Below are 22545 nucleotides of genomic sequence, written 5' to 3' on the forward strand. Positions count from 1 at the left end.
GATCTCATGTGTGCTGTCCGTGTGGATCATGGGGTTGACCACGACGGAGCGGTGGATCTGCTGCGGCGGTCGTACGCCGCGGTCCCCGCCGGTGAGACCGTGCGACTGGCCAAACGCACCTCGAACCTGTTCCGCCCGAGGTCGGCGCCGAGCGCCCCCGGGCTGGACGTCAGCGGCCTCGGCGGGGTGATCGGGGTCGACCCCGAGGCGCGCACCGCCGACGTGCAGGGCATGTGCACCTACGAGCGGCTGGTCGACGCCACCCTCGCGCACGGGCTGATGCCGCTGGTGGTGCCGCAGCTGCGCACCATCACCCTGGGCGGCGCGGTGACCGGCCTCGGCATCGAGTCCACCTCGTTCCGGCACGGCCTGCCGCACGAGTCCGTCCTGGAGATGGACGTGCTCACCGGCGCGGGCGAGATCGTCGCAGCCCGCCCCGACGGGGAGCACGCCGACCTCTTCGCCGCTTTCCCCAACTCGTTGGGCAGCCTCGGCTACGCCACCCGGCTGCGCATCGAGCTCGCGCCCGTGCGCCGGTACGTGGCCCTGCGCAACGTCCGCTTCACCGACCTGGCCGCGCTGACCGACGCCATCGGCGAGATCACCGCCACCCGGTCCTGGGCCGGGGAGCCGGTGGACGCGATGGACGGGGTGGTGTTCAGCCCCGGCGAGGCGTACCTGGTGCTGGCGACCTTCGCCGACGACGCGCCGCGGGTCAGCGACTACACCGGCCAGGACATCTACTACCGCTCGCTGCGCCGGCTCACCCGCGACTGGCTGAGCATCCACGACTACCTCTGGCGCTGGGACACCGACTGGTTCTGGTGCTCGGCGGCGTTCGGGGTGCAGCACCCGGTCGTCCGGCGGGTCTGGCCGGCCCGCTGGCGGCGCAGCGACGTCTACCACCGCCTCGTCCGGCTGGAGCACCGGCACCAGGTCGCCGCGCGCATCGACCGGCTGCGCGGCCAGCCCGCCCGGGAGCGGGTGGTGCAGGACGTGGAGATCCCGCTGGAGGGCATGGCCGACTTCCTGCACTGGTTCGCCCGCGAGGTGCGGATGTCCCCGGTCTGGCTCTGCCCGCTGCGGTTGCGTGAGCCGGCCGGCCCCGGATCGGCCCGGCCCTGGCCGCTGTACCCCCTACGCCCCGGGCAGAACTACGTCAACATCGGCTTCTGGGGGACCGTGCCGATCGCCGAGGGCGCCGCCGACGGCGACGTCAACCGGCTGATCGAGCGCGCGGTGTCCGACGCGGGCGGCCACAAGTCGCTCTACTCGGACGCGTACTACGACCGCCAGGCCTTCGACCGCCTCTACGGCGGCGAAACCTGGCGTGCGGTGAAGGACCGTTACGACCCGGACCACCGGCTCACCGGACTTTACGAGAAGGCGGTAGCACGAAGATGAGCCTGACCGATCGAGAACAGGGGGCGGCGAGCGTCCCGTCCACCCCGCCGGCCGGCGGCCGGCGCCCGGCCCCGACCGTGGCCGACGTGGTCCGCGCCGTCACGGCCGGACCCCTGCCGGTGCGGATCACCGGGTACGACGGCAGCGCCGTCGGCCCGTCCGACGCCGGGATCACCCTGGCCATCCGCTCCGAGCGGGGCCTGTCGTACCTGCTCACCGCGCCCGGCGACCTGGGCATGGCCCGGGCGTACGTCAGCGGCGACCTGGCCTTGGGCGGGGTCCACGCGGGCGACCCGTACGAGGCGCTGCGGGTGCTCAAGGACGAGCTGAGGCTCCGCCCGCCGGCGCTGGCCGACGGGCTGGTCCTGGTACGCGGGCTGGGCTGGGAGCGGCTGATGCCGCCGCCGCCCCCGCCGCAGGAGGCCGCGCCGCGCTGGAAGCGGGTGATGAACGGGCTGCGCCACTCCCGGTCCCGGGACAGCACCGCCATCTCGCACCACTACGACGTCTCGAACGCCTTCTACGAGAAGGTGCTCGGCCCCTCGATGACGTACACCTGCGCGGTGTTCCGCGGCCCCGACGACACGCTGGAGCAGGCGCAGGCCGCCAAGTACGACCTGGTCGCCGGGAAACTCGCGCTCAAGCCGGGGATGCGGCTGCTCGACGTGGGCTGCGGCTGGGGCGGCATGGTCCGGCACGCGGCCCGCGAGTACGGCGTCAAGGCGCTCGGGGTGACCCTGTCGAGGGCGCAGGCGCAGTGGGCGCAGGCGGCGATCGAGCGGGAGGGGCTGACCGATCTCGCCGAGGTGCGGCACCTGGACTACCGGGACGCGCCGCGCGAGCAGTTCGACGTGATCTCCTCGATCGGCCTGACCGAGCACATCGGGGTGCGCAACTACCCGGTCTACTTCGGCGCCCTGCGGGACCGGCTGAGGCCCGGTGGCCGGCTGCTCAACCACTGCATCACCCGGGCCGACAACCGGGCCCCGCACCGCTCCGGCGCGTTCATCGACCGGTACGTCTTCCCCGACGGCGAGTTGCCCGGCCCGGGCCGGCTGATCGGCGAGATCCACGACGCCGGGCTGGAGGTGCACCACGAGGAGAACCTGCGCCAGCACTACGCGCTGACCCTGGCGGGGTGGTGCCGCAACCTGGTGGCGAACTGGGACGAGTGCGTGGCCGAGGTCGGCGAGGGCACCGCCCGGGTGTGGGGCCTGTACATGGCCGGCTCCCGGCTGGCGTTCGAGCGCAACGAGATACAGCTGCACCAGGTGCTGGCCACCCGCAACGGCCCGGCCGGGGCGAGCGGCTACCCGCTGCGCCCGGACTGGACCGCCTGACCCACCACAGGACGAAAGGGGCGGCCGTCGTCGGCCGCCCCTTTCGTCGAACCGATTGACAGACAAAGTCCGACGGGAAGACGAAGCTCACCTTCGTGCAGAGCGGCTTCGACGAGCAGAACCCGCCGTACGCGACGTGGAGCGGCACGGTCGCCGGCCTCGGCGAGTTGGTCCGCTACCACCAGATGCCGGACTGGCAGCCCATCTGGCTCCCGGAGGAGCCGGCGACCGCCGACGCAGCCCGCTGAGCAGAGGTGCCCGTCCGCCACGCCGACCAGTCGTGGCGGACGGGGGCCGTCTCGCCCCGAACCTCTGGAGTTGTGGGCGGCCTCAGGCGATCGCGGCGATGTCGCCGTCCTCGAAGTAGATCGCCTGGTGCAGGCGCCCGCCGATTGCAGCCGCGTACCGGGCCACCACCTCCTGCCCGGAGATCTTGCCCTGCTCGATCTGGGAAATGCGGCCCTTGGTCACCCCCATCCGGTCGGCAACCTGCTGTTGAGTGAACCCACGGGCCCGTCGGACCTCGGCCAGACGGTGGCCGACGGTCTCGGCCAGGAGTTCCTGCTTGCCGGCCTCGACCGCTTCCTCTCCACCGGCCCGCTCCACGTACCCGGCCCTGATGTCCTTCCAGCGGACATGGTTGCTCACTGTTCTCCCCCTTCCTGCTGCGTGCGTTCCTTCTGGTAGATCTCGTAGCGCTGCTCCGCGAGTGGGATGGCCTGCTGATACCAGGCGTTCCACTGTCCGGCCTTGTCACCCGCGACGAGCAGAATGCTGGATCGCCAGGGGGCGCCCGAGACCCGGCCCCACTTCGGCCAGGGCGTCAATGGCCTGCACAACCCGGGCGAGCGTTGCCGGGTCGAGATCGTCGATCCAGGCCCGCACCTCGTCGACGACGAAGATGTCCCACTCCTCCGGCTCCATTCGGCGAGTATAGCTAACGGTAAACCGGCTCGGTGCTGTCGAGGGGTATGGCAAATCGGGGTGCAGAAGGCCGGGCGAGTGGGTAATGCGGGGCGATGTTCTTCATATTCGGGCTCCGGACCAAGGTCGACCGGTCGGGCGTGGTGCAGCAGGTGTGCCGCAACTGCGGCAACCACGCCGCCCAGGTGATCACCCGCCGGTCCACCAGGTTCACCCTGTTCTTCGTCCCGCTGATCCCGATCCGCACCCGGTACGCGAAGCAGTGCACCTTCTGCGGCGCCCAGTACGACATCGCCAAGGCCGAGGCCGAGCGCCTCCCGGTCGGCTGATCCCACGTGGCCCGTTTCCTCTGCTGGCTGATCGGCCGCCAGCCGGCCGGCGTCCCGGTCGCGCCGGTGCACACCGTCTACCGCCCGCCCTGCACCCCCGGTCGCCGCCCGCGTCGCCGTACCCGTCGCCCGCTGGCCGGCACCGCCCTGCCCCGCTCGCCCTGGAACCGCTCCGCCGGCCGCTGACCATTCCCGCTCCGCCGACCACTGAGCCCCTGAAACCGCCGGCCCGACCATCGGCACCTACGCTGGGACGGCCGCGAAGAACGGGGAGAATCGTGCGCAACCGCCCGACCGTCGTACTCATCGCCGTCCTGCTGTCCACTGTGTCGCTGCCCATCTCACTGACCGGCGCCTCGGTCGCGTTGCCGGACATCGGCCGCGACCTCGACGCGGGGCTGGCCGGGGTGCAGTGGGTGGTGAACGGCTACAACGCCACCTTCGCCAGCTTCATGCTCGCCACCGGCGCGCTCGCCGACCTGCTCGGCCGCCGCCGGGTCTACGCCGCCGGGCTGGCGATCTTCGCGGTGGCCGGGCTGGCCGGCGCGGTCGCCGGGAACATCGTGCTGCTGGACGTCGCCCGCGCGCTCGCCGGCATCGGCGCTGCCGCCGCCGCGACCAGCGCCGCCGCCCTGCTGGCCGACGCGTTCCAGGGGCCGGCCCGGGCCCGCGCGTTCAGCCTCTTCGGCACGGCCATCGGCGTCGGCCTCGCGTTCGGCCCGTCGATCGCCGGCCTGCTGATCGAGGCGTTCGGCTGGCGGGCCGTCTTCGCCGCCCCGGCGCTGGCCACCTGTGCGGTCCTCGCCCTGGTCCCGTTGCTGCCGGAGTCCCGCCCGGCGCACGCCGGCGGGGTGGACTGGGCGGGGACCGTCACGTTCACCAGCGCGCTGCTGCTGCTCATCTTCGGCTTCGTGCAGGGCCCCGAGTTCGGCTGGTCCGCGCCGGTGATCGTGGCGGCCTTCGGCGCGGCGGCGGCCCTGCTGGCGGTCTTCGTCCGGGTGGAGCGCCGCCGTGCCGACCCGATGTTCGACCTGGCCCTGCTGGCGAACCCCCGGTTCCTCGGCGTCTGCCTGGCGGCGGCCACCACCGTGGCGGTGCTGGTGCCGCTGCTGGTCTACCTGCCGTCGTACCTGACCACGGTGGTCGGCCTGAGCCCCGGCGCGGCCGGCGGGACGCTCATCCTGCTCACCGCCCCCACCCTGGTGCTGCCGCTGCTCAGCGGCGCGCTGACCCGGCTGGTGCCGGCCCCGGCGGTGATCGTCGCGTCCGTGGCGGTGGTCGCGGTCGGGGCGGCCTGGGCCACCGTGCTCGCCCCGGACAGCGGCGCCGCGACCCTCGCGGGACCGCTGCTGACCATCGGGGTGGGGATCGGCCTGTCGATCGGGCTGCTCGACGCGATCGCGATCGGCAGCGTCGCGCCGGGCCGGGCGGCCACCGGCGCCGGGATGATCAACACCGCCCGGCTGTCCAGCGAGACGATCGCCATCGCGGTGGTCGGCGCGGTGCTGGCCAGCACCACCGCCGGCCGGCTCGCCGACCCGGGCTTCACCTCCGGGCTGCGTACCGTGCTCTGGGTGATGGCCGGGGCGGGGCTGGTCGCCGCCGCCACGGTCGCCGTGCTGGTTCGGCGCGGCGCGGCCCGCGCCGAACCGGCGGCGAGGGCCTATCGTGGCGTGTCGTGACGAGCACCGCGCAGCGACTGGCCGAGATCCGGGGCGACGCACCACCTCGGCGGCACAACGCCCGGACGATCGCCGCCCTGACCGGTAACCCCGGCTGCGCCCGCCGGGCCGTGCTGGACAGCGCCGGGGTGGACAAGCCGAAGCTGGCCGAGCGGGTCGGCTTCCCGGCCCGGTTCGGCCAGTCCCGGTTCGCCATCACCCGGGGCAACACGTTCGAGGCGCAGGTCAAGGCCGACGGCGGGGCCGAGCTGCTCCGGCTGGTCGCCGAGCGGCTCGGCGTCGACCCGGGCGGCCCGGCGACCTGGACCGACCTCGGCGCCGACGACCGGTCCGGCCAGTCCGACCGGTCCGCGCGGTCCCGGGCCGCGCTGGCCGCAGCCGCGCCGACCGGCGCGGGGGACCCGGCAGCCCTGTTCGACCATCCGCTGCTCGGCCTGGACATCGCCGGCCAGCGGGTGCACCTGGAACCGGATCTGGTCGCCGCCCGGCTCGCCGGCCGGTTCCACGTGGTCGAGGTCAAATCGTTCCCGGTGATCGACGGGCAGGCCGACCCGGGCAAGGTGGCCGCCGCCGCGATCCAGTCCGCCGTCTACGTGCTGGCACTGCGCGAGCTGCTCGCCACCGAGGGGCACGACCCCGAACTGGTCTCCTCGGACGTGCTGCTGGTCTGCCCGCGCGACTTCGCCAACCAGCCGGTGGCCAGCCTCGTCGACGTACGCAAGCAACTGCTGGTGCTGCGCCGGCAGCTCGACCGGACGGCCCGGATCGACGACCTGCTGGCCGACGTGCCGGCCGGCTTCACCGCCGACCCCGCGGCCGACCCCGCCGACCTGCGCCGGTCCCTGCTGTCGGTGCCGGCCCGCTACGCGCCGGAGTGCCTGGCCGCCTGCGAGCTGGCGTACTTCTGTCGGCACGCCACCCGCGACGAGACGGCCACGCTGGGTCGGCCGGTCCGCGAGGCGCTCGGCGGGGTGGCGACCGTGGCGGAGGCGCTCGCGCTGGCCGCCGGGGAACACGCCGGCGAGCCGGAGCAGGCGGAGGCCGCCGCGCTGCTACGGGCCGCGGCCCGGCTGCGCGCCGACGCCCTGGCCGGGCGACCCGCATGAGTACGCTGCGCGCGCTCGCGAAGGCCCAGGCGCTCGCCGCCGGGGTGGCCCAGCCGGTGGCCACCGTCCGGCACCTGCACCTGTCGCCCCGACCGCTGGTGCTGGTGCCGCTGGCCATGGCCGGCGAGGCCAACGCCCCCCTCGCTGCGCTGGTCGGCACCGCCCCGGACGACGCCCGGCTGCTGATCGTGCCGCAGCCCCGCAACCGGGACCAGCGCTTCGCGTTCGCCGCCGAGCTGGCCGGGATCGTGCTGCCCTACCTGGACTCCTTCCGGGGGGTGTCCGAGGCCGTCGCGGTGGACCGGGGCCGAGACGTCCGGTACCGGTACGTCGACGCGCCGCAGCTGCTGCTGCCGAACCCGGGCGGGCTCGCGTTCCTGCGGCTGTTCGGCCGCTCCACCCGGTTTCGCCGGCCCGACGGCGAGTACCCGGTGCACCCGTCGGTGCCGCTGCTCGGGCGCTGGCTGACCTTCTTCGCCGAGCGGGCCGAGCACCCCGGGTCGTCGGCCCTGCTGGCGATGACCGAGGCGCTGACCCTGCACTGGGCCACCGGGCAGAGCGCGGTGGAGGACCTGCACCTGCCCGCGGTGCTCGGCTGGCTCGACCCGCCGCCGGGGCTGGACGGCGTGCGAGCGGCGGCCCGGGCCGAGGATCCGGCGGTCTGCCCGCCCGCCGGCCCGGCCACCGACCCGGAGTTCGACAACAAGGTGCTCGTCCCGGCCATCGCCGCGTACACCGACGCGGCCGACGACGAGACCGCCCGGCGGTCCGCGTACGCGGAGCTGGAGCGGGCCCTGCGCGGGCAGCTCGCGCCCACCTGGGAGCTGATGTGGCGCGGCGTGGGGCTGCTCGCCGCGCTGCCGCCCGGCGCGCGGGTCGAGGGGCGCTGGGCCGGCGACCGGGACGCCTTCACCGCGCACGCCGAGCACGTCGACGCCGGCGGCGGGCCGCAGCCGCGTCGGGACGGTGCCGTGGCCGCGGCCGTGCGCCTGCACCGGCTGGAGCGGGCCGGCACCTCGTACGCGGTCCAGCGCGCCTACGACGACCCGCTGGTGATGGCCGAGCACCGGCTGACCGGGGAGGCGTTCGTCGGGGATGTGACGCTGGCCGACCCGAGGCGGGTGGACGACACCGGCAAACGGCCGGTGCTGCGGCCCCGCATCCAGGTGGTCACCACCGAGCCGGTGGCGGTGCCGGTGGGCGCGACGCTGTACTCGACGGCCAGGCCGGGGCAGAAGGCGAAGGTGGTCTTCCTGACCCCTGCCGCCGACGGCAAGACCGAGGTGGTGCTGGAGCTCTCCGGCGGGATGGGCCGAGGGCTGACCGCCCCGCCGGGCACCGTGCCGGAGGTGGGGGAGCGGCTCAGCCTCACCACCCTGTCGGACGCGTTCCTGCCGGCGGGGGCGTTCCCCGACCCGGCGGAGACCCCGTGGACCCACGGCGGCCCCCCGGCCGAGGATTGGGCCTGACCGCTCCCCGGCGCGGCCGGGGCGAGGTGAGCCTCGGCTCGGTCCCCACGAACCACGGCAGCCCTCGCCGCCGGCGGCCGGACGCCCCTGGCGGCCCGCCCGTAGGCTGGCTACGCTTTCGTCGTTCGCCGTCAACGACCGGTCCTCACCGTCGAGGTGCGCAAGGAGAGGAAGCCGGAGCGACCGCTGTGCTGCCCCACGACGCGCCTCAGCCCCGCTCGACCCCCGCCGGGGCGTACCGGCCCGGTCGGGCCGGACTCGTCGTGGCCGCGATCGTTCTGCTCGCCGAGGCGGTCTGGCTGTTCGCCCGCCTGCCCGGCGCGGCCCTGGTCAGCGATTTCGGCGCGATCGTGGTGGCGGGCTGGGCCGGCTACGCGTGTGTCGACGCGGCCCGCCGGCACCCCGCGCCGCTACGCCGGTTCTGGGCGCTGCTCGCGGCCACCATGGGCCTCGCCGTGCTCGGCCGGGCACTGTGGGCGGTGCAGCGGCTCGACGACGGCGGCCTGCCGAACACCCCGCTGATCGGGTTGCTGTTCACCCTCGGCATCGGCACCGGCACCGCCGCGCTGCTCTGCTCCCTCGCCGCCCCGCGCAGCGCCGTCGGGCGGGCGCGGACGGTGCTGGACGGGTTCATCGTCGGGCTCGCCCTCATCCCGATCGGCTGGGTGGTGGTGTTCCGCGACATCGCCGCCACCGACCTCGCCGACCCGCTGCGCACCTTCGGGCTGCTCTACCCGATGCTCGACCTGGTGCAGCTGACCATCCTGGTCGCGGTGGCCGGGCCGGCCCGGCCGATGTGGCGTCCGCTGACCCTGATCGGGGCCAGCCTGGCCACCCGGGCGTTCGCCGACGCCGCGTACGTCTCGCTCTTCGCGAACGGCAGCTACGCCCCCGGCCACCTGGTCGACGTCTGCTGGCCGCTGAGCTACCTGCTGATCGCCGCCGCCAGCCGCTACCCGCTGCCCCCGGCCGCGAACGACGCCGACGAGCCCACCGAGTCGCCGCTGCCGCCCTGGTGGCGGGTCGCCCTGCCGTACCTGCCGGTGGGTGGGGCGATCGTGGCGGTGGTACTGGCCAGACTGCCCACCGGGCAGACCCCGCACATGGTCTTCGTCGGCATGATGGTGCTGCTCGGCGTCCTGGCGCTGCGGCAGGGGCTGGCCGCCAACGAGAACCTGCGGCTGGTCGCCCGGCTTCGGCGGCTCGCCTACACCGACCAGCTCACCGGCCTGCCGAACCGGCTGATGTTCACCCGCCGGCTGCGCCGGGCGCTGCGCGACGAATCCCCGGTCGCCGTGCTGCTGCTGGACCTGGACAGCTTCAAGCAGGTCAACGACCGGTTTGGGCACAGCGCCGGTGACACCCTGCTGACCAGCATCGCCGGCCGGATGGCGCGGGCCGTGGCCGACGACGGAAGCATCGCGCGGCTCGGCGGCGACGAGTTCGCCGTCCTCGTCGACGGCGACCGGCAGGTCCGGCCGGAGCGGGTAGCCGAGCGGCTGCTCGCCGCCCTGCAACCCTCCCCAGGGGAGGAGGAGGCGGGCGTGCACCCCTCGGCCAGCATCGGCATCGCCGAGTACGGCCCGCAGCACGCCTCCCACACCGACCTGCTCCGCGACGCCGACATCGCCATGTACGCCGCCAAGGCGGGCGGCAAGTCCGTGTACCGCACCTGCACGCCCGCGCTGCGGGAGGCGGCGGTGAGCCGGGCCGAGCTGATCGCCGACCTGCGCCGCGTCGTCGACGAGGGGCAACTGCACCTGGAGTACCAGCCGATCGTCGACCTGGCCACCGGCGAGGTGCGCAGCGCCGAGGCGCTGGTGCGCTGGCGGCACCCCCGGCTGGGTCTGCTCAGCCCGGCGAGTTTCCTGCCGCTGGCCGAGGAGACCGGGCTGATCCTGCCGATCGACCGGTGGGTGATCCACGAGGCCTGCCGGGCCGCCGCCACCTGGCGGGACCGCGCCCCGGAGGCGACCGTCGCGGTGAACATCGCCGCTGCGCACCTGCGCCGGCCGGACCTGATCGCCACCGTCACCGCGGCCACCGCCGGCGCCGGCCTGGCGCCCCGCGCGCTGACCCTGGAGCTGACCGAGTCGGCGCTGATCGACGGCAGCGACACGGTTCTGGAGCGGCTGCGTCAGCTCCGTGAGCTGGGCATCCGGATCGCCATCGACGACTTCGGCACCGGCTACTCGTCGCTGAGCTACCTGCACCACATCCCGGCCACGGAGCTGAAGATCGACCGGTCGTTCGTGGCCCGGCTCGGCGAGGACGCCCGGGCGTACGCGACGGTGGAGATGGTGACCCGGTTGGCCGGGGCGTTCGACCTGACCGTGGTCGCCGAGGGGGTGGAGACCGACGAGCAGCATGCGGCGGTCACCGCTATCGGCTGCGTCCACGGCCAGGGCTGGCGTTACGGTCGCCCCACCAACCTCGCCGACCTGCGCGCCGCCCTGGTCCCGGCGGTACGACCCCGGGGTTGACCCTCACGCGACGGGAGGCGGCAGCCTGGTTCCGGAAGGGAGGGAACTATGGCGTACACGGTGGGTGAGGTGGCGAAGGCCGCCGGGGTGACGGTGCGGACGCTGCACCACTACGACGAGATCGGCCTGCTCTCGCCGAGCGGGCGCACCCCGGCCGGCTATCGCCGCTACGACGACGCGGACCTGGAACGGTTGCAGCTCGTCCGCTACTACCGCGAGCTGGGGTTCCCGCTGGAGGAGATCACCGCGATCCTCGACGACCCGCACGCCGACCCGAAGGCGCACCTGCGCCGGCAGCACGAGCTGCTCACCGGGCGGATCGGGAAGCTCCAGGAGATGGTCGCGGCGATCGAGCTCGCGCTGGAGGCGAGAAGGATGAGCATCAGACTGACCCCGCAGGAGCGGTTCGAGGTCTTCGGCGACGCCGACCCCGAGGCGTACGCCGAGGAGGCGGAGCGGCGCTGGGGCGACGGTGAGGCGTACCGGGAGTCGAGCCGACGCACCGCCGGCTACTCGAAGGACGACTGGCTGCGTAACAAGGCCGAGAACGAGGACTGGGGGCGGCGGCTGGCCGCGCTGATGGACTCCGGGTCACCGGCCGACGGCCCGGAGGCCATGGCGCTGGCCGAGGATCACCGGCAGTTGATCAGCCGCTGGTTCTACGACTGCACGTACGAGATCCACACCGGGCTGGCCGACATGTACGTGGCCGACGAGCGGTTCACCGCGTACTTCGAGAGCATCCGCCCTGGGCTGGCCGCCTACGTCGCCGAAGCGATCCACGCCAACGCGATCACCCGGGCCTGATCGCCACCCGGGCTTGATCGTTGAGCGTCGCGCCGGCGGGACCGGTGTGTCTTCACGGGCCCTTTGGAGCTGAGTCGTCTGCGACATCACTGGGCCGGGGTGCCGGTGGTGCCGGTGGTGGTGGTGAAACGCGCCGATGACCAACCGCGGTGATGCGTTTGGAACATCAGCTCCAAAGGGGCGCCGGTGACCATGGCGAAGCCCAGATCGAGGCGGTGACCGGGATCCGGCCCCGGTCCCGCCACCGCGACTCGTCCTCGCGACACCGGCACTCGGGCCGGCACTCGGGCCGGCACTCGGGCCGGCACTCGGGCCGGGTCTCGGGCCGGCACTCGGGCCGGGTCTCGGGCCGGCACTCGGGCCGGGTCTCGGGCCGGCACTCGGGCCGGGTCTCGGGCCAGGGCTGCGGCCAGGGCTGAGGCCGGATCTGGGGACCGGGGCTAGGCGGGACCAGGCCTGGGGTCAGGTCCGGGTTTGGGGCCAAGGCTGGGGGCAAGGGCTGGGGCCGGACGGCGGTCCCGCCGGTTCCTTGCGTGGGGAATCGGCGGGACCGGCTGTTGCTGGGCGTACGGGCCTGCTGGGCGGCGGGCCGCCCGGTCAGGGCGTCACAACAGCAGGTCGAGCAGCAGGACGCCGGCGAAGCCGACCACCGAGATGATCGTCTCCATCACCGACCAGCTCTTGATCGTCTGCCCGACGGTCAGCCCGAAGTACTCCTTCACCAGCCAGAAGCCGGCGTCGTTGACGTGCGAGAAGAACAGCGAGCCGCAGCCGATGGCCAGAGCCAGCAGCGCCACCCCGGGCCGGTCCAGGGTTGCCGCCAGCGGGGCGACGATGCCGGCCGCGGTGATCGTGGCGACCGTCGCCGAGCCGGTGGCGACCCGGATGCCGACCGCGACCAGCCAGCCCAGCAGCAGCGGGGACAGGCTGGCGTTCTCCGCCGCGTCGGCGACCAGGTTGCCCACCCCGGCGTCCACCAGCACCTGCTTGAATCCGCCGCCCGCCGCGACGATCAGCAGGATGCCCGCGATCGGCGGCAGCGAGCCGCCGAGCACCGACGAGACCTGCTTGCGGCTGAACCCGGCCTGGAAGCCGAGGGTGAACATGGCCACGATCACCCCGGCCAGCAGCGCCACGATCGGGGCGCCGACGATGTCCAGGGCCTTGCGGCCGGCGCTGTCCTCGGGCAGGGCCAGCTCGCCGACGGCCCGCAGCAGCATCAGCGCAACCGGCAGCAGCACGGTGATCACCGCCGGCCAGAACTTCGGGGCCCGGCGGGCGGTCTCGGTGCCGGAGTCGTCGACCGGCGCGCCGGGGCGGCCGGTGCCGGGGTTGACCAGGTCGTCGTCGGTGAGCAGTTCGCCGTCCACGCCGGCCTGCCGCCGGCCGGTCGGCCCCTGGTCGCGCCCGCTGCTCCCGGCGCCGGAGACGGCGGCCGGCGTGCGGGTCGGCAGCAGCGCCTCGGGGATCGTCGCGGGGATGTACCGGGAGATCATGTTGCCGAAGACCGGCCCGGCGATGATCACGGTCGGGATGGCGACCAGCAGGCCCAGCCCCAGCGTCAGGCCCAGGTCCGCGTTGAGCGAGGAGATCGCCACCAGCGGGCCGGGATGCGGCGGGACCAGGCCGTGCAGCACCGACAGGCCGGCCAGCGCCGGGATGCCGACCTTCATCAGCGACACGTCGGTGCGCTTCGCGACCAGCAGCACGATCGGCACCAGCAGCACCACGCCGACCTCGAAGAACAGCGGCAGGCCGATCAGCGCGGCCACCCCGGCCATCGCCCAGGGCAGGGCCGACCCGGAGACCCTGTCGACGATCCGGGTGACGATGCCGTCCGCGCCGCCGGACTCGGCGAGCAGGCCGCCGATCATCGCCCCGAGGGCGATCAGCAGGCCGACCCCGCCGACGGTGGAGCCGACGCCGCCGCTGAACGACGTGATGATGGCGTCGGGCGCCACCCCCGCGACGACGCCGAGCACGGCCGCGCCGAGGATCAGCGACAGGAACGGGTGGACCTTGCCCCAGGCGATCAGGACCACCACCGCGGCGATGCCCAGCAGGGCCGCGACGATCAGTTGGGCGTCACCGGCGTCGGTGAGTGGCTCCGCCGGTGCGGCGAGCAGTGTGACCACGGGCATCACGACCTTCGGACGGCGTCCGTCCCCGTAGGGGCACGGGCGATCACATGGGTGGAGAGGTGGGCGGTGGCTCCGGCGGCAGGCTCGGGGCCAGCCGTCGCAGCGACGTGAACGTCGGGACGAGTGCGTCGTACAGCTCGGAGTGCAGCGGAAGCAGGGAGGCGTAGACGGCGGCGGCGGTCGGGTCGGGGCGTACCGTCTCGTCGATCTTCACCAGGTCGGCGGCGACGTCGACGGACGCGATCAGGCCGAGGGCCTGCATGCCCAGCAGCGCCGCGCCGAAGCTGGACCCCTCGTGGCCGGCCGGGAACCGCACCGGCATGCCGAGCACGTCGGCGAGCATCTGCCGCCACAGCGGGCTTCGGGCGAAGCCCCCGCTGGCCCGCACCTCCCGCACCTCGTTGCCGGCAGCCCGCACCGACGACAGCACCAGGGCGAGCTGCTGGCACACCCCCTCCAGCGCCGCCCGGACCAGGTGCTCGCGGCGGTGGCCGTGGGTCAGCCCCACGTACGCCCCGCGCGGCAGCGCGCTCCAGTGCGGGGCGCGCTCGCTGAGCAGGTACGGCAGCATGATCAGCCCGCCCGAGCCGACCGGTGCGTGGGCGGCCAGGTCGAGCAGCTTCTCCTCGAACTCCTCGCCCAGTTCGGGGGCGAGCGCGTCGCCGGCCCACTGCAACACGATCCCGCCGTTGTTGATCGCGCCGCCGACCACCCAGCGGTCCTCGGTCAGCGCGTAGCAGAACACCCCGCCGAGCGGGTCGACGGCGGGGCGTTCGACCATCACCCGCATCGCCCCGCTGGTGCCGATCGAGCAGGCCATCACGCCGGGGTGCACCGCGCCGAGGCCCAGGTTGGCCAGCGGGCCGTCGCCGGCGCCGACGACGATCGGGGTGTCCGCCGGCAGGCCGGTCGCGGCGGCGGCCTCCGCGGTGAGCCCCGGCAGGACTGTGGTGGTCGGGACGAGTTGCGGTAGCTGCTCCTCGGTGATCCCGGCGATCCGCAGCGCCTCGGCGTCCCAGGCGAGCCTCCGGATGTCCATCAGGCCGCTGGCGGAGGCGACCGAGTAGTCGGTGACCAGCGTCTCGCACAGCCGCAGCAGCACGTAGTCCTTGATGCCGACCCAGTGCGCGACCCGCTCGAACAGTTTCGGCTCCTGCTCGGCGAACCAGACCAGCTTCGGCAGCGGCGCCATCGGGTGCACCGGGGTGCCGGTTCGCCGGTGCAGTGCCAGCCCCGACGGGACCGCCCGCAGCCGCTCGGCCTGCCGGCTGGCGCGGGAGTCCGCCCAGGTCACCGACGCGGTCAGCGGCTTTCCGTCCGGGTCGAGCCCGATCAGGCTGTGCATCGCGGTGCTGAACGACAGCCCGGCGATCGGCCCGGGCAGCTCCGCCACCACCGCGCGGACCGTCTCCACCACCGCGTCGAAGATCAGCAGCGGGTCCTGCTCGGCGTAGCCGGGGTGCGGCTCGTCCAGCGGGTAGCCGACGGAGTGGGTGGCGAGCTGCCGTCCGCCCGTGTCGAACGCGACGCTCTTGGTGCTGGTGGTGCCGATGTCGACCCCGATCACGACACGCGCGTGCTGGTCCGGGCCGGTCACGGGTCCCCCTTCGCGTCGGTGCTGCCGGTGCGGCGTCGCGGCCCGGCTGCGGCTGACGTTACCCAGCGATCCACCGATCCACACGGCGTCGCCGAGGACCGCCGACGGAACGTGAATCGGCACGGCGTCATCCGCTTCTCGTCCGCTCTTGTCCACCGATCAGGTGATTCGCCCGCTTCGCCGGGTCCGTCGGGCCGGTCGGCGCCGTTGATCCGGATGACACCCCGGTTGGCGGCTCGCGCGGCTAAGGAGTCGGCGTGGCGAAGACTGATTCGACGGGTTCCACGTGGCGGTACCGGTGGGCGTACCGGCAGAACGAACGACGACAGCGGACGTACCGCGGCGCTGAGCAGGCGTGGCGGCGGCGCGACGAGGAGCTGCGGCGGCTGCGCGCGGTGGCGGCCGACTTCGGCCGGCGCGCGACGGCGGGTGCCGGCCTGCCCGTGGAACTCGCCCCCGGCGAGCGGATCCACTGGGCGCTGCCCGCCGCGCAACTGGTCGAGCTGCGGCACACTGCCGTGCTCCCCGCCCCCGACCTCAGCGTCGACCCGGCCCGGTCGTCGCTGCACCACCGGCGCCCCGACGGGGTCAAGGTCACCGACGCCGGGATCGCCGTGCTCACCGACCGCCGGCTGGTCCTGCTCGGCGGGCGAGGCCGGCGCGACTGGGCGTACGGGAAGATGACCGGGCTGGCCCACGACCCGGCGGCGCCGGTCACGCTGATCCAGGTCCTCGACCGGCGGCGCACCTCCGGGCTGCTGCTGCCCGCCGAGGCCGCCGCCGAGTTCCGGTTCACCCTCACCCTGGCCTTCGCCGACGCCATCGAGCAGCGGGGAGCCGTGCTCGCCCAACTCGACGAGCTGATCGCCGAGCACGACCAGAGCCGGCCGTTCCGTCCGGCCATCGCCACCCCCGGCCAGGCCCGGATCACCGCCCGAGTGCCGGGCGGCCGGCGTACCGTCGCGGTGGCCGCCGCCGCGGCGCTGCTGCTGCCCGCGGTGCTCCTGGAGTCCGACCCCCCGGTGCGGCCCGGCTCGGACGTCGCCGTCGCCGCGACCGCCGCCCCCACCCCGACCCCCACTCCGACCGCCGCCCCCGCCCCGGCGCCGGCGGCGCGCCCGACCTCCCGTGCCGCCGCCGTCGGCCGGGCCGCCCCGAAGCAGCCCCGGCGCGGCACCGCGTCACCCAACCCGGAGCGCGACGGGCGCTGCGGCGCCCCGGCCAACCCGTTCGGGTACGACTACTGCGGCGGCTCCCGCATCCGCAAGCCGGATATACGGGTGTGCGACTACTTCGACTGCGGGCAGGACTTCTGGGCCGGCCGGGGATACCTGGTGCAGTGCCGCGACGGCGCGTTCAGCCTCACCGGGGGGCGGGCCGACGCGTGCGCCACCCACGACGGGCTCCGCCGCACCGTTTGGACCTGAGGCCACCTCCCCGGGGCGGCGGGGTTGGCGCGGGTGTCGCACCATCGGCGACGTGATCAATCTGAAGCGGAACCACCACCGCAAGAAGAAGCGTCGGGGCGACTCCTGCACCGACTGCGACTGCGACGGCCCGGACTGCTGCGACTTCGGGCTGTTCTCGTTCATGCTGACCCTCGGCTCGGTGGCCGCCGGGGCGACCCGGGCGCCCGTCGTCGACCGGGCCGGCCGGGCCGCCATCCTCGGCTACCGGCGCTGGCTGTCGCACCGCTGGCCGGGCCAGTGCCGTTACACCCCGACGTGCAGCGCGTACGGGCTGGCCGCCGTCGAGCGGCACGGGCTGGCCGTGGGCGGGCGGATGGCCGCCGACCGGCTGCGCCGCTGCAAGCCACATGTGCCCCGGGGCACCCACGACCCGGTCCGCTGACCGCCCGCCCTCACCGCCCTGCACTGCGGACGGCCGGAGGTGGGGGCGGGCTCTTCGGCCTGGTGTTCGGCGTGTCGAACCGACCGCCGGTCACCAGACGGCGCTGCGGGGTCAGGCCCCGCCGAAGTCGGGGACCGTGATGGTGCCGTCCGCGGCGAGCGGGAAGCCGGGGTTCCAGGCGATCTCCCAGACGTGCCCGTCGGGGTCCGTGAAACAGCCGGCGTACCCGCCGTAGAACGTCTCCCGTCCAGGCTGGGTGACGGTGCCGCCCGCCTCCGACGCCTCGGCCAGCACCCGGTCCACCTCCTCACGGGACCGGACGTTCTGGGCCAGGCCCAGCCCGCCGAAACCGCCCCCGCCGGCGTCGGCGACACCCGCGTCGGTGGCCAGCTTCTCTCGGCTCCACAGCACGACGGCGAGCCCGCCGGCCTGGAAGAAGACGGTCTCCTCGACCTCCTGGCCGCGCCAGCCGAGCCGCTCGTAGAAGGCGCGGGCGCGGGGCAGGTCGGCGACGCCGAGGGTGACCAGGCTGATCCGCTGTTCCATCCCCGCACCGTAGGCCCCGCAGTCGCGCCCGCGCCGCCAGGACCTCGTCCCGGTGACGTCGACGACGAATCGGCCGGTCAGCGGCCGAACAGCCGCTCGTGCTGGGCCCGGGCCAGCTCCACCAGCCGGCGCCGCACGTGCGGCAACTCGACCTCCCCGAACTGGAGGTCGGCCGGGAGGTCGAACTCGTCGCCGGTCCGCATCGCCTCGTCCAACCCGTCGGCGGTCAGGTTTCCGGCGCTGTGGTCCAGCAGCCGCGCCGGGTCGTACCGGCCCGTGGCCAGCAGCCGGCGCCACTGCGGGGTGCCGGGGTAGGGGCGGAACTCGAAGACGCTCGCCCGAAAGGTGCCGGGCGCGTTCTCGGTCAGGTCCCACAACTCGCGTACGTGCCGGACGGTCGCCTCCAGTTCGGCGCGCGACTCGGTGGGCAGGCCGAGGACGAAGTGACCCCTGACGTTGATGCCCCGGCGGGTGAGCCGGCGGACCACGTCCCGGGTCAGCTCGGGCCTGATCCGCCTGCCCAGGTGGCCGAGAACCCGCTCGCTGCCGGACTCGATGCCGAACGCGACCTCCCGGCAGCCGTTCGCCGCGAGCGTCTCCAGCAGGGCGTCGTCGGCGTGGGCGAGGATGTTGATCCGGCCGGTGGCGTCCCAGACGTACCGGCCGCCGACGTCGGCCTCGGTGAACGCGGGCATGCAGTGCCGGATGAACCGCTCGTAGCCGAGGAAGAGGTCGTCGACGAACCGGAACGCCCGCACGCCGTACTGGACGTTGAGTTCGTCCATCTCCGCGATGATGTTGGCCGGGTCCCGGGTGCGGACAGCGACGTCCAGGTTGGCGCTGACGGCCGCGCCGCAGAACGAGCAGCCGTACGGGCAGCCGCGGGCGCCCACCATCGCCGCCTCCCACGGCCCGTCGCCCGGCCGGTACGGGTCGGCGGCGAAGAACCGCCGGTCGACGAACGGCAGGGCGTTGACGTCCGGGGCCAGGTGCCAGGCCGTGCCCGGCACGCCGCCCGTGACCGGCGTACCCAGGATCGGGTCCCGCCACATCACGCCCGGAAGCCGTACCCGCTGTTGGTGGTCGTTCAGCAGCTCGACGACCCTGGTCTCGGCCTCGCCGACGATGAGCGCCTCCAGGCGGGCGAACCGCGGGTCCGCGATGATCGCCTCCGGCCTCGCCTTCGCCTGGTGACCACCGACCATGATCTGGATCTCGGGGTCGAGGCCGGCGGCGATGCGGGCGCTCAGCTCGTACGTCGGCGCCAGCAGGTTGAATCCCACCCAGCGGGGCGCGGCCTCGTTGATGATGCTCTGGATCCGGTCGACGCCGAGGCCGAGGAACTCCCCGTCGAGGACGCCGACGCTGAAGCCCTGCACGGTCGCGTAGGTGGCGAGGTAGCCCATGCCGAGCACCGGCAGCGTGAAGCTGTTGACCCGGGGGCGGAGCGTGTAGTCGCGCAGCGGCGCGTTGACCAGGAGAAGGTCGAGCGGCGTGCCCGGCTCGACGCCGAGGATGGGCTGCTGCTCGGACGGCTCCGGCCTGTCGGCAGGGGAGGGCGAGGGCGGTGTACCTGCCCAGGTGCTCACCGGTCACTCGTCGTGGGCGAGAAAGGCGGTGACGGCGTGCCGGAGCGGCCTGCGCTCGAACGCCATGCCACTCTCGGTGCATTCGCCATCGCTCAGGGTTAGCACGCGTGCTGGAGATGGAGAAGGGTGAATGTCTTTCTCATCGGATGGTGCAACCCCGTCCCCGAGAGCGTCGGGCGGGAAGCAGGGTCAGGCGGCGATCGTCCGGGCGGCCGAGTACATGTCGGCGGGCAGCGGATCGGTCAGCTCCCAGACGATCCGCATCGGCCGGTCCCCGGTGTGCTCCCGGTACGCCATCGGCCCCGCGTACAGGTAGGCCGGCGCACCGAGGTCCCGGTCCGGCACCCGGGTCTCCCGGACGAACAGGTGCACCGTCGACCCCCGCTGCTCGTGGTTGACGTACCGCTGCCCGGTCACCGACGCCGCAGACGTGGTGCTCTGCGACTCCCACTGGAACAGCCGGTCGGTGATCGCCCGGTCCGCGTACATGGTGGTGGGGGAGTAGTGCTGCTCCGACTTGACCAGCGTGACGAAGAACAGGTCCGCCCGCTCGGACTCAAGCCACTTCACGCCCTCCCGCAGCGACCCCGGGTTCGACATCCCGAACGCCGCGCACGCCTCGTTGCGGCTGTACCGGGCGTGCACCCGCAGCGCCCCCGCCCGCGTCGTCACCCGGTGGATCCGCTCGCGCAAAACCTCGGCGACCTGGCGCAGCTCGACGCAGCGTGCCGGCTCCGCCCACAGCCGCGCCACCCGCTCGTCCCGCGAGGCCAGGGACGCGTTCGGCCCCCACAGGTCGAAGTGCAGCATGTCCCAGAGCCGGCCGGCTGCGGGCCGTTCGCCGGCCGCGACCCGGGCCAGCAGGTCCAGCCGGTCCACGTCGTCGAGGTGCAGCATCCGCCCGACCGCCCGCCCCAGCTCACGGTCGTCCGAGCCGGGCGTCGACGCCTCAAGGCCGGCGAGCCGCCGCAGCCCGGTCCACCCACCGACCGACGCGGACCGGTACACGTCCTCGATCTCCAGCCCGGTCTCCCGCAGGAATCCGGCCAGGCTGACGTCCCCGAGCTGCCGCAGCTCCGCGACCAGGCCCTTCTTCGAGGTGGGCATGGCGCTCTTGAGGTTGCTCAGCACCACCTCCTTCGCCACCCGGTCCAGCTCGACGTGGCAGCCGCTCGGCAGGGAGGGGAAGTCCTGCCGCACCGCCTCGGTGATCGCCCGCCGGGTCACCCCGGTCAGCGCCCGCCAGCGCAGGTCGAAGCGGAAGTTGGCGTGCTGCCCGCCGATGAAGTCCAGCACCGTGAGGCAGGGCTTGTCGTCGTCCAGCCGCAGGCCCCGGCCGAGCTGCTGAAGGAAGATCGTCGCGCTCTCCGTGGGCCGCAGCATCAGGATCGTGTCGACCATCGGCAGGTCGACCCCCTCGTTGAACAGGTCCACCGTGAACAGCACGCGCAGCTTCCCGGCCTTGAACTCCCGTAGCAGCTCGTCCCGCGACCGCCCGGCGCGGTCCGCCCGGGAGGTCACTGCGGCCGACGGTACGCCCCGGCGGGTGAACCAGTCCGCCATGAACTCGGCGTGCCCGATCCCGACGCAGAACCCGAGTGCCCGCATCCGGTCCACGTCGACCTTGTCCCGCACGGCCTTGAGGATGAGCCGCGCCCGCGCCTCGTTGCCGGTGTAGACGCCGCCGAGCTCGCCCAGGTCGTATCCCTGGCCGCGCTTCCACCGCAGGTGCGACAGGTCCACGTCGTCGTGCATCCCGAAATACTGGAACGGGGCGAGTAACTGCCGCTCCAGGGCCTCCCACAGGTGCAGCTCCACGGCGGCGTGGCCGTCGAACCACCGCCGCACGTCGCCGCCGTCGGCCCGGTCGGGGGTCGCCGTAAGCCCCAGCAGTACGCGCGGCTCCAACCGATCCAGCAGTCGGGCGTACGTCGGCGCCTCCGCGTGGTGGAACTCGTCGACGATCACCATGTCGTACTTCTCGGGGTCGATCTCCCGCCGGTGCAGCGACTGGATCGACGCGAAGACGTGCCGCCAGCCGGTCGGCTCCTTGCCGCCGACCAGCAACTCGCCGAAGCTACCGTCGCCCATCACCTGGCGGAACGTCGCGAGGCTCTGCCTGAGGATCTGCTCCTGGTGGGCGACGAAGAGCAGCGAGTCGACGGTCTTGCCGCGATGTAGCCGGCGGTAGTCCAGCGCCGCCACGACCGTCTTGCCGGTGCCGGTCGCCATCACCACCAGGTTCCGGTGCCGGCCGTGCACCTGCCGCTCGGCGTCCAGGTCGGCGAGGATCTCCGCCTGGTACGGGTACGGCCGCACGTCCAGGTTCGCGATCTCGGTGACGGTGTTGTCCGACTGCTCGCCGCGCAGCGCCTGCCGCAGCCGCTCGGCGTCCCTGCCCGGCTCGTACGCCTCGAACGCCTGGTCGTTCCAGTAGTCCTCGAACGTGGCGGCGAACGTGTCGATGACGTGCGGCTGCTCGATGTTCGAGATCCGGACGTTCCACTCCACCCCGTCGACCAGCGCGGCCTTCGACAGGTTCGACGAACCGACGTACGCCGTGGTGGTGCCGTTGCCCCGGCGGAACAGCCATGCCTTGGCGTGCAGCCGGGTGGTCCTGGTCTCGTAGGAGACCTTGACCTCGGCACCCAGCTCGGCGAGCCGGTCGAGGGCCCGCTGGTCGGTGGCGCCCAGGTACGTGGTGGTGATGACCCGCAGCTTGCCGCCTCGTCCGATCAGCTCGCGGACGGCCGGCTCGACGATGCGCAGGCCGTGCCACTTGATGAACGCGCAGAGCAGGTCGACGTGGTTGGCCGACGCCATCTCGTGGGTGACCTCGTGGCCGATCCGGGGCTGGTGGCGGCCGTTGACCAGGAGTGCGCCGGTGGAGAGCGGGGTGGTGGGGCGCTGCGGGAAGGCCGGCTGCGCGGGTGGGGTGGGTGGGGCGGCGATGGCGTGCAGGAGGTTCTTGGCATCGGCGACCTGGTCGCTGGGGCCGGCGGCGTCGGGGTTGAGGTCCGCGATGGCGGCGGCGAGGCGGTTGGCCAGGTCGACCTGGCGGTGGAGCTTGTCGTCGCCGCCCGGGACGGCTTGCAGGGCGCGGCTGATGAGGGTGGCGAGGTGACGGGTCAGGTGCTTGTGGGAGTCGGCGGGGTCGAGGGGGCGGTGCTGGACCAGGGTGGGGTCGAGGTGGTGGATCTGGCCGCCGAGCTGATGGGTGATCAGGTGCTCGTAGATGCCCCACTCAAGATCCGTCACCCTGGCAACCTAACGAGCG

Annotated in this window: 19 protein-coding genes and 1 pseudogene; 12 read left to right on the top strand and 8 right to left on the bottom strand. The window is 73.7% G+C overall.

Going from position 1 to position 22545, the window contains the following annotated elements; genetic code table 11:
* Nucleotides 1-6: 6 nt before the first annotated feature.
* The 3 genes from OG617_RS19995 (at nucleotide 7) to OG617_RS20005 (ending at nucleotide 2992) form a co-directional block, all read left to right on the top strand.
* Nucleotides 7-1404: an FAD-binding oxidoreductase gene (locus OG617_RS19995; RefSeq protein WP_405094574.1), complete on the top strand. Its 1398-nt coding sequence runs from the start codon at nucleotides 7-9 to the stop codon at nucleotides 1402-1404.
* Nucleotides 1401-2744 (top strand): class I SAM-dependent methyltransferase, encoded by a 1344-nt coding sequence (locus OG617_RS20000; RefSeq protein WP_405094575.1) that lies wholly within the window; start codon nucleotides 1401-1403, stop codon nucleotides 2742-2744. Before OG617_RS19995 ends, OG617_RS20000 begins: the two co-directional genes overlap by 4 nt.
* Before the next feature lie 95 nt (nucleotides 2745-2839).
* The gene (locus OG617_RS20005; protein WP_405094576.1) at nucleotides 2840-2992 is read left to right on the top strand and encodes a hypothetical protein; all 153 of its coding nucleotides are present in this window, start codon (nucleotides 2840-2842) and stop codon (nucleotides 2990-2992) included.
* 82 nt (nucleotides 2993-3074) lie between these two features.
* On the opposite strand, the gene OG617_RS20010 is transcribed toward OG617_RS20005, so the two are convergent.
* Together OG617_RS20010 and OG617_RS20015 are read right to left on the bottom strand one after the other, a co-directional pair.
* Nucleotides 3075-3392 carry a helix-turn-helix domain-containing protein gene (locus OG617_RS20010; RefSeq protein WP_161687434.1) on the bottom strand — a complete coding sequence of 106 codons (318 nt, stop codon included), beginning with the start codon at nucleotides 3390-3392 and terminating at the stop codon, nucleotides 3075-3077.
* Nucleotides 3389-3668: pseudogene (locus OG617_RS20015) on the bottom strand (DNA-binding protein). Before OG617_RS20015 ends, OG617_RS20010 begins: the two are co-directional and overlap by 4 nt.
* Before the next feature lie 95 nt (nucleotides 3669-3763).
* Here OG617_RS20015 and OG617_RS20020 point away from each other — a divergent pair.
* From OG617_RS20020 to OG617_RS20050, 7 genes are all read left to right on the top strand, one after another.
* Nucleotides 3764-3997: a zinc-ribbon domain-containing protein gene (locus tag OG617_RS20020; RefSeq protein WP_350886817.1), complete on the top strand. Its 234-nt coding sequence runs from the start codon at nucleotides 3764-3766 to the stop codon at nucleotides 3995-3997.
* Nucleotides 3998-4003: 6 nt separating this feature from the next.
* Nucleotides 4004-4183 (top strand): hypothetical protein, encoded by a 180-nt coding sequence (locus OG617_RS20025; RefSeq protein WP_405094577.1) that lies wholly within the window; start codon nucleotides 4004-4006, stop codon nucleotides 4181-4183.
* A 92-nt stretch (nucleotides 4184-4275) separates the two neighbouring features.
* The gene (locus OG617_RS20030; protein WP_405094578.1) at nucleotides 4276-5679 is read left to right on the top strand and encodes an MFS transporter; all 1404 of its coding nucleotides are present in this window, start codon (nucleotides 4276-4278) and stop codon (nucleotides 5677-5679) included.
* Nucleotides 5676-6785: a hypothetical protein gene (locus OG617_RS20035; RefSeq protein WP_405094579.1), complete on the top strand. Its 1110-nt coding sequence runs from the start codon at nucleotides 5676-5678 to the stop codon at nucleotides 6783-6785. The genes OG617_RS20030 and OG617_RS20035 overlap by 4 nt, the downstream gene beginning before the upstream one ends.
* Nucleotides 6782-8254 carry a hypothetical protein gene (locus OG617_RS20040; RefSeq protein ID WP_405094580.1) on the top strand — a complete coding sequence of 491 codons (1473 nt, stop codon included), beginning with the start codon at nucleotides 6782-6784 and terminating at the stop codon, nucleotides 8252-8254. Before OG617_RS20035 ends, OG617_RS20040 begins: the two co-directional genes overlap by 4 nt.
* Before the next feature lie 263 nt (nucleotides 8255-8517).
* Nucleotides 8518-10737, top strand: coding sequence for a putative bifunctional diguanylate cyclase/phosphodiesterase (locus OG617_RS20045; RefSeq protein ID WP_405094581.1), 2220 nt, complete (start codon nucleotides 8518-8520; stop codon nucleotides 10735-10737).
* Nucleotides 10738-10785: 48 nt separating this feature from the next.
* Nucleotides 10786-11544 carry a MerR family transcriptional regulator gene (locus tag OG617_RS20050; RefSeq protein ID WP_405094582.1) on the top strand — a complete coding sequence of 253 codons (759 nt, stop codon included), beginning with the start codon at nucleotides 10786-10788 and terminating at the stop codon, nucleotides 11542-11544.
* An 86-nt stretch (nucleotides 11545-11630) separates the two neighbouring features.
* Here the strand turns inward: OG617_RS20050 and OG617_RS20055 are convergent, their stop codons facing one another.
* From OG617_RS20055 to OG617_RS20065, 3 genes are all read right to left on the bottom strand, one after another.
* Nucleotides 11631-11789: a hypothetical protein gene (locus OG617_RS20055; RefSeq protein ID WP_405094583.1), complete on the bottom strand. Its 159-nt coding sequence runs from the start codon at nucleotides 11787-11789 to the stop codon at nucleotides 11631-11633.
* 360 nt (nucleotides 11790-12149) lie between these two features.
* Nucleotides 12150-13685: an SLC13 family permease gene (locus tag OG617_RS20060; RefSeq protein ID WP_405094584.1), complete on the bottom strand. Its 1536-nt coding sequence runs from the start codon at nucleotides 13683-13685 to the stop codon at nucleotides 12150-12152.
* A 43-nt stretch (nucleotides 13686-13728) separates the two neighbouring features.
* Nucleotides 13729-15282: a gluconokinase gene (locus tag OG617_RS20065; protein WP_405094585.1), complete on the bottom strand. Its 1554-nt coding sequence runs from the start codon at nucleotides 15280-15282 to the stop codon at nucleotides 13729-13731.
* 257 nt (nucleotides 15283-15539) lie between these two features.
* On the opposite strand from OG617_RS20065, the gene OG617_RS20070 reads away from it, so the two are divergent.
* Nucleotides 15540-16709 carry a hypothetical protein gene (locus tag OG617_RS20070; RefSeq protein WP_405094586.1) on the top strand — a complete coding sequence of 390 codons (1170 nt, stop codon included), beginning with the start codon at nucleotides 15540-15542 and terminating at the stop codon, nucleotides 16707-16709.
* Nucleotides 16710-16761: 52 nt separating this feature from the next.
* A complete protein-coding gene (yidD, locus tag OG617_RS20075) occupies nucleotides 16762-17133 on the top strand; it encodes a membrane protein insertion efficiency factor YidD (protein ID WP_396676108.1) in 372 nt (123 codons plus the stop codon).
* A gap of 111 nt (nucleotides 17134-17244) precedes the next feature.
* On the opposite strand, the gene OG617_RS20080 is transcribed toward yidD, so the two are convergent.
* From OG617_RS20080 to OG617_RS20090, 3 genes are all read right to left on the bottom strand, one after another.
* Nucleotides 17245-17679, bottom strand: a complete 435-nt coding sequence (locus OG617_RS20080) for a VOC family protein (protein WP_405094587.1) — start codon at nucleotides 17677-17679, stop codon at nucleotides 17245-17247.
* Between the two features lie 77 nt (nucleotides 17680-17756).
* Nucleotides 17757-19268 carry a B12-binding domain-containing radical SAM protein gene (locus tag OG617_RS20085; RefSeq protein ID WP_405094588.1) on the bottom strand — a complete coding sequence of 504 codons (1512 nt, stop codon included), beginning with the start codon at nucleotides 19266-19268 and terminating at the stop codon, nucleotides 17757-17759.
* Nucleotides 19269-19457: 189 nt separating this feature from the next.
* Entirely contained in the window at nucleotides 19458-22526 is a 3069-nt protein-coding gene (locus OG617_RS20090; protein WP_405094589.1) for a DUF3427 domain-containing protein, read from the bottom strand.
* Nucleotides 22527-22545 lie beyond the last annotated feature (19 nt).

Source organism: Micromonospora sp. NBC_01412, assembly GCF_045040215.1.
Classification (GTDB): domain Bacteria; phylum Actinomycetota; class Actinomycetes; order Mycobacteriales; family Micromonosporaceae; genus Micromonospora; species Micromonospora rubida.

Excerpts from the sequence above, each read along its gene's own strand:
- OG617_RS20000 (WP_405094575.1), top strand. The coding sequence starts at position 1,401 with ATGAGCCTGACCGATCGAGAACAGGGGGCGGCGAGCGTCCCGTCCACC.
- OG617_RS20040 (WP_405094580.1), top strand. The coding sequence starts at position 6,782 with ATGAGTACGCTGCGCGCGCTCGCGAAGGCCCAGGCGCTCGCCGCCGGG.
- OG617_RS20050 (WP_405094582.1), top strand. The coding sequence starts at position 10,786 with ATGGCGTACACGGTGGGTGAGGTGGCGAAGGCCGCCGGGGTGACGGTG.
- OG617_RS19995 (WP_405094574.1), top strand. The coding sequence starts at position 7 with ATGTGTGCTGTCCGTGTGGATCATGGGGTTGACCACGACGGAGCGGTG.
- OG617_RS20080 (WP_405094587.1), bottom strand. The coding sequence starts at position 17,679 with ATGGAACAGCGGATCAGCCTGGTCACCCTCGGCGTCGCCGACCTGCCC.
- OG617_RS20060 (WP_405094584.1), bottom strand. The coding sequence starts at position 13,685 with ATGCCCGTGGTCACACTGCTCGCCGCACCGGCGGAGCCACTCACCGAC.
- OG617_RS20020 (WP_350886817.1), top strand. The coding sequence starts at position 3,764 with ATGTTCTTCATATTCGGGCTCCGGACCAAGGTCGACCGGTCGGGCGTG.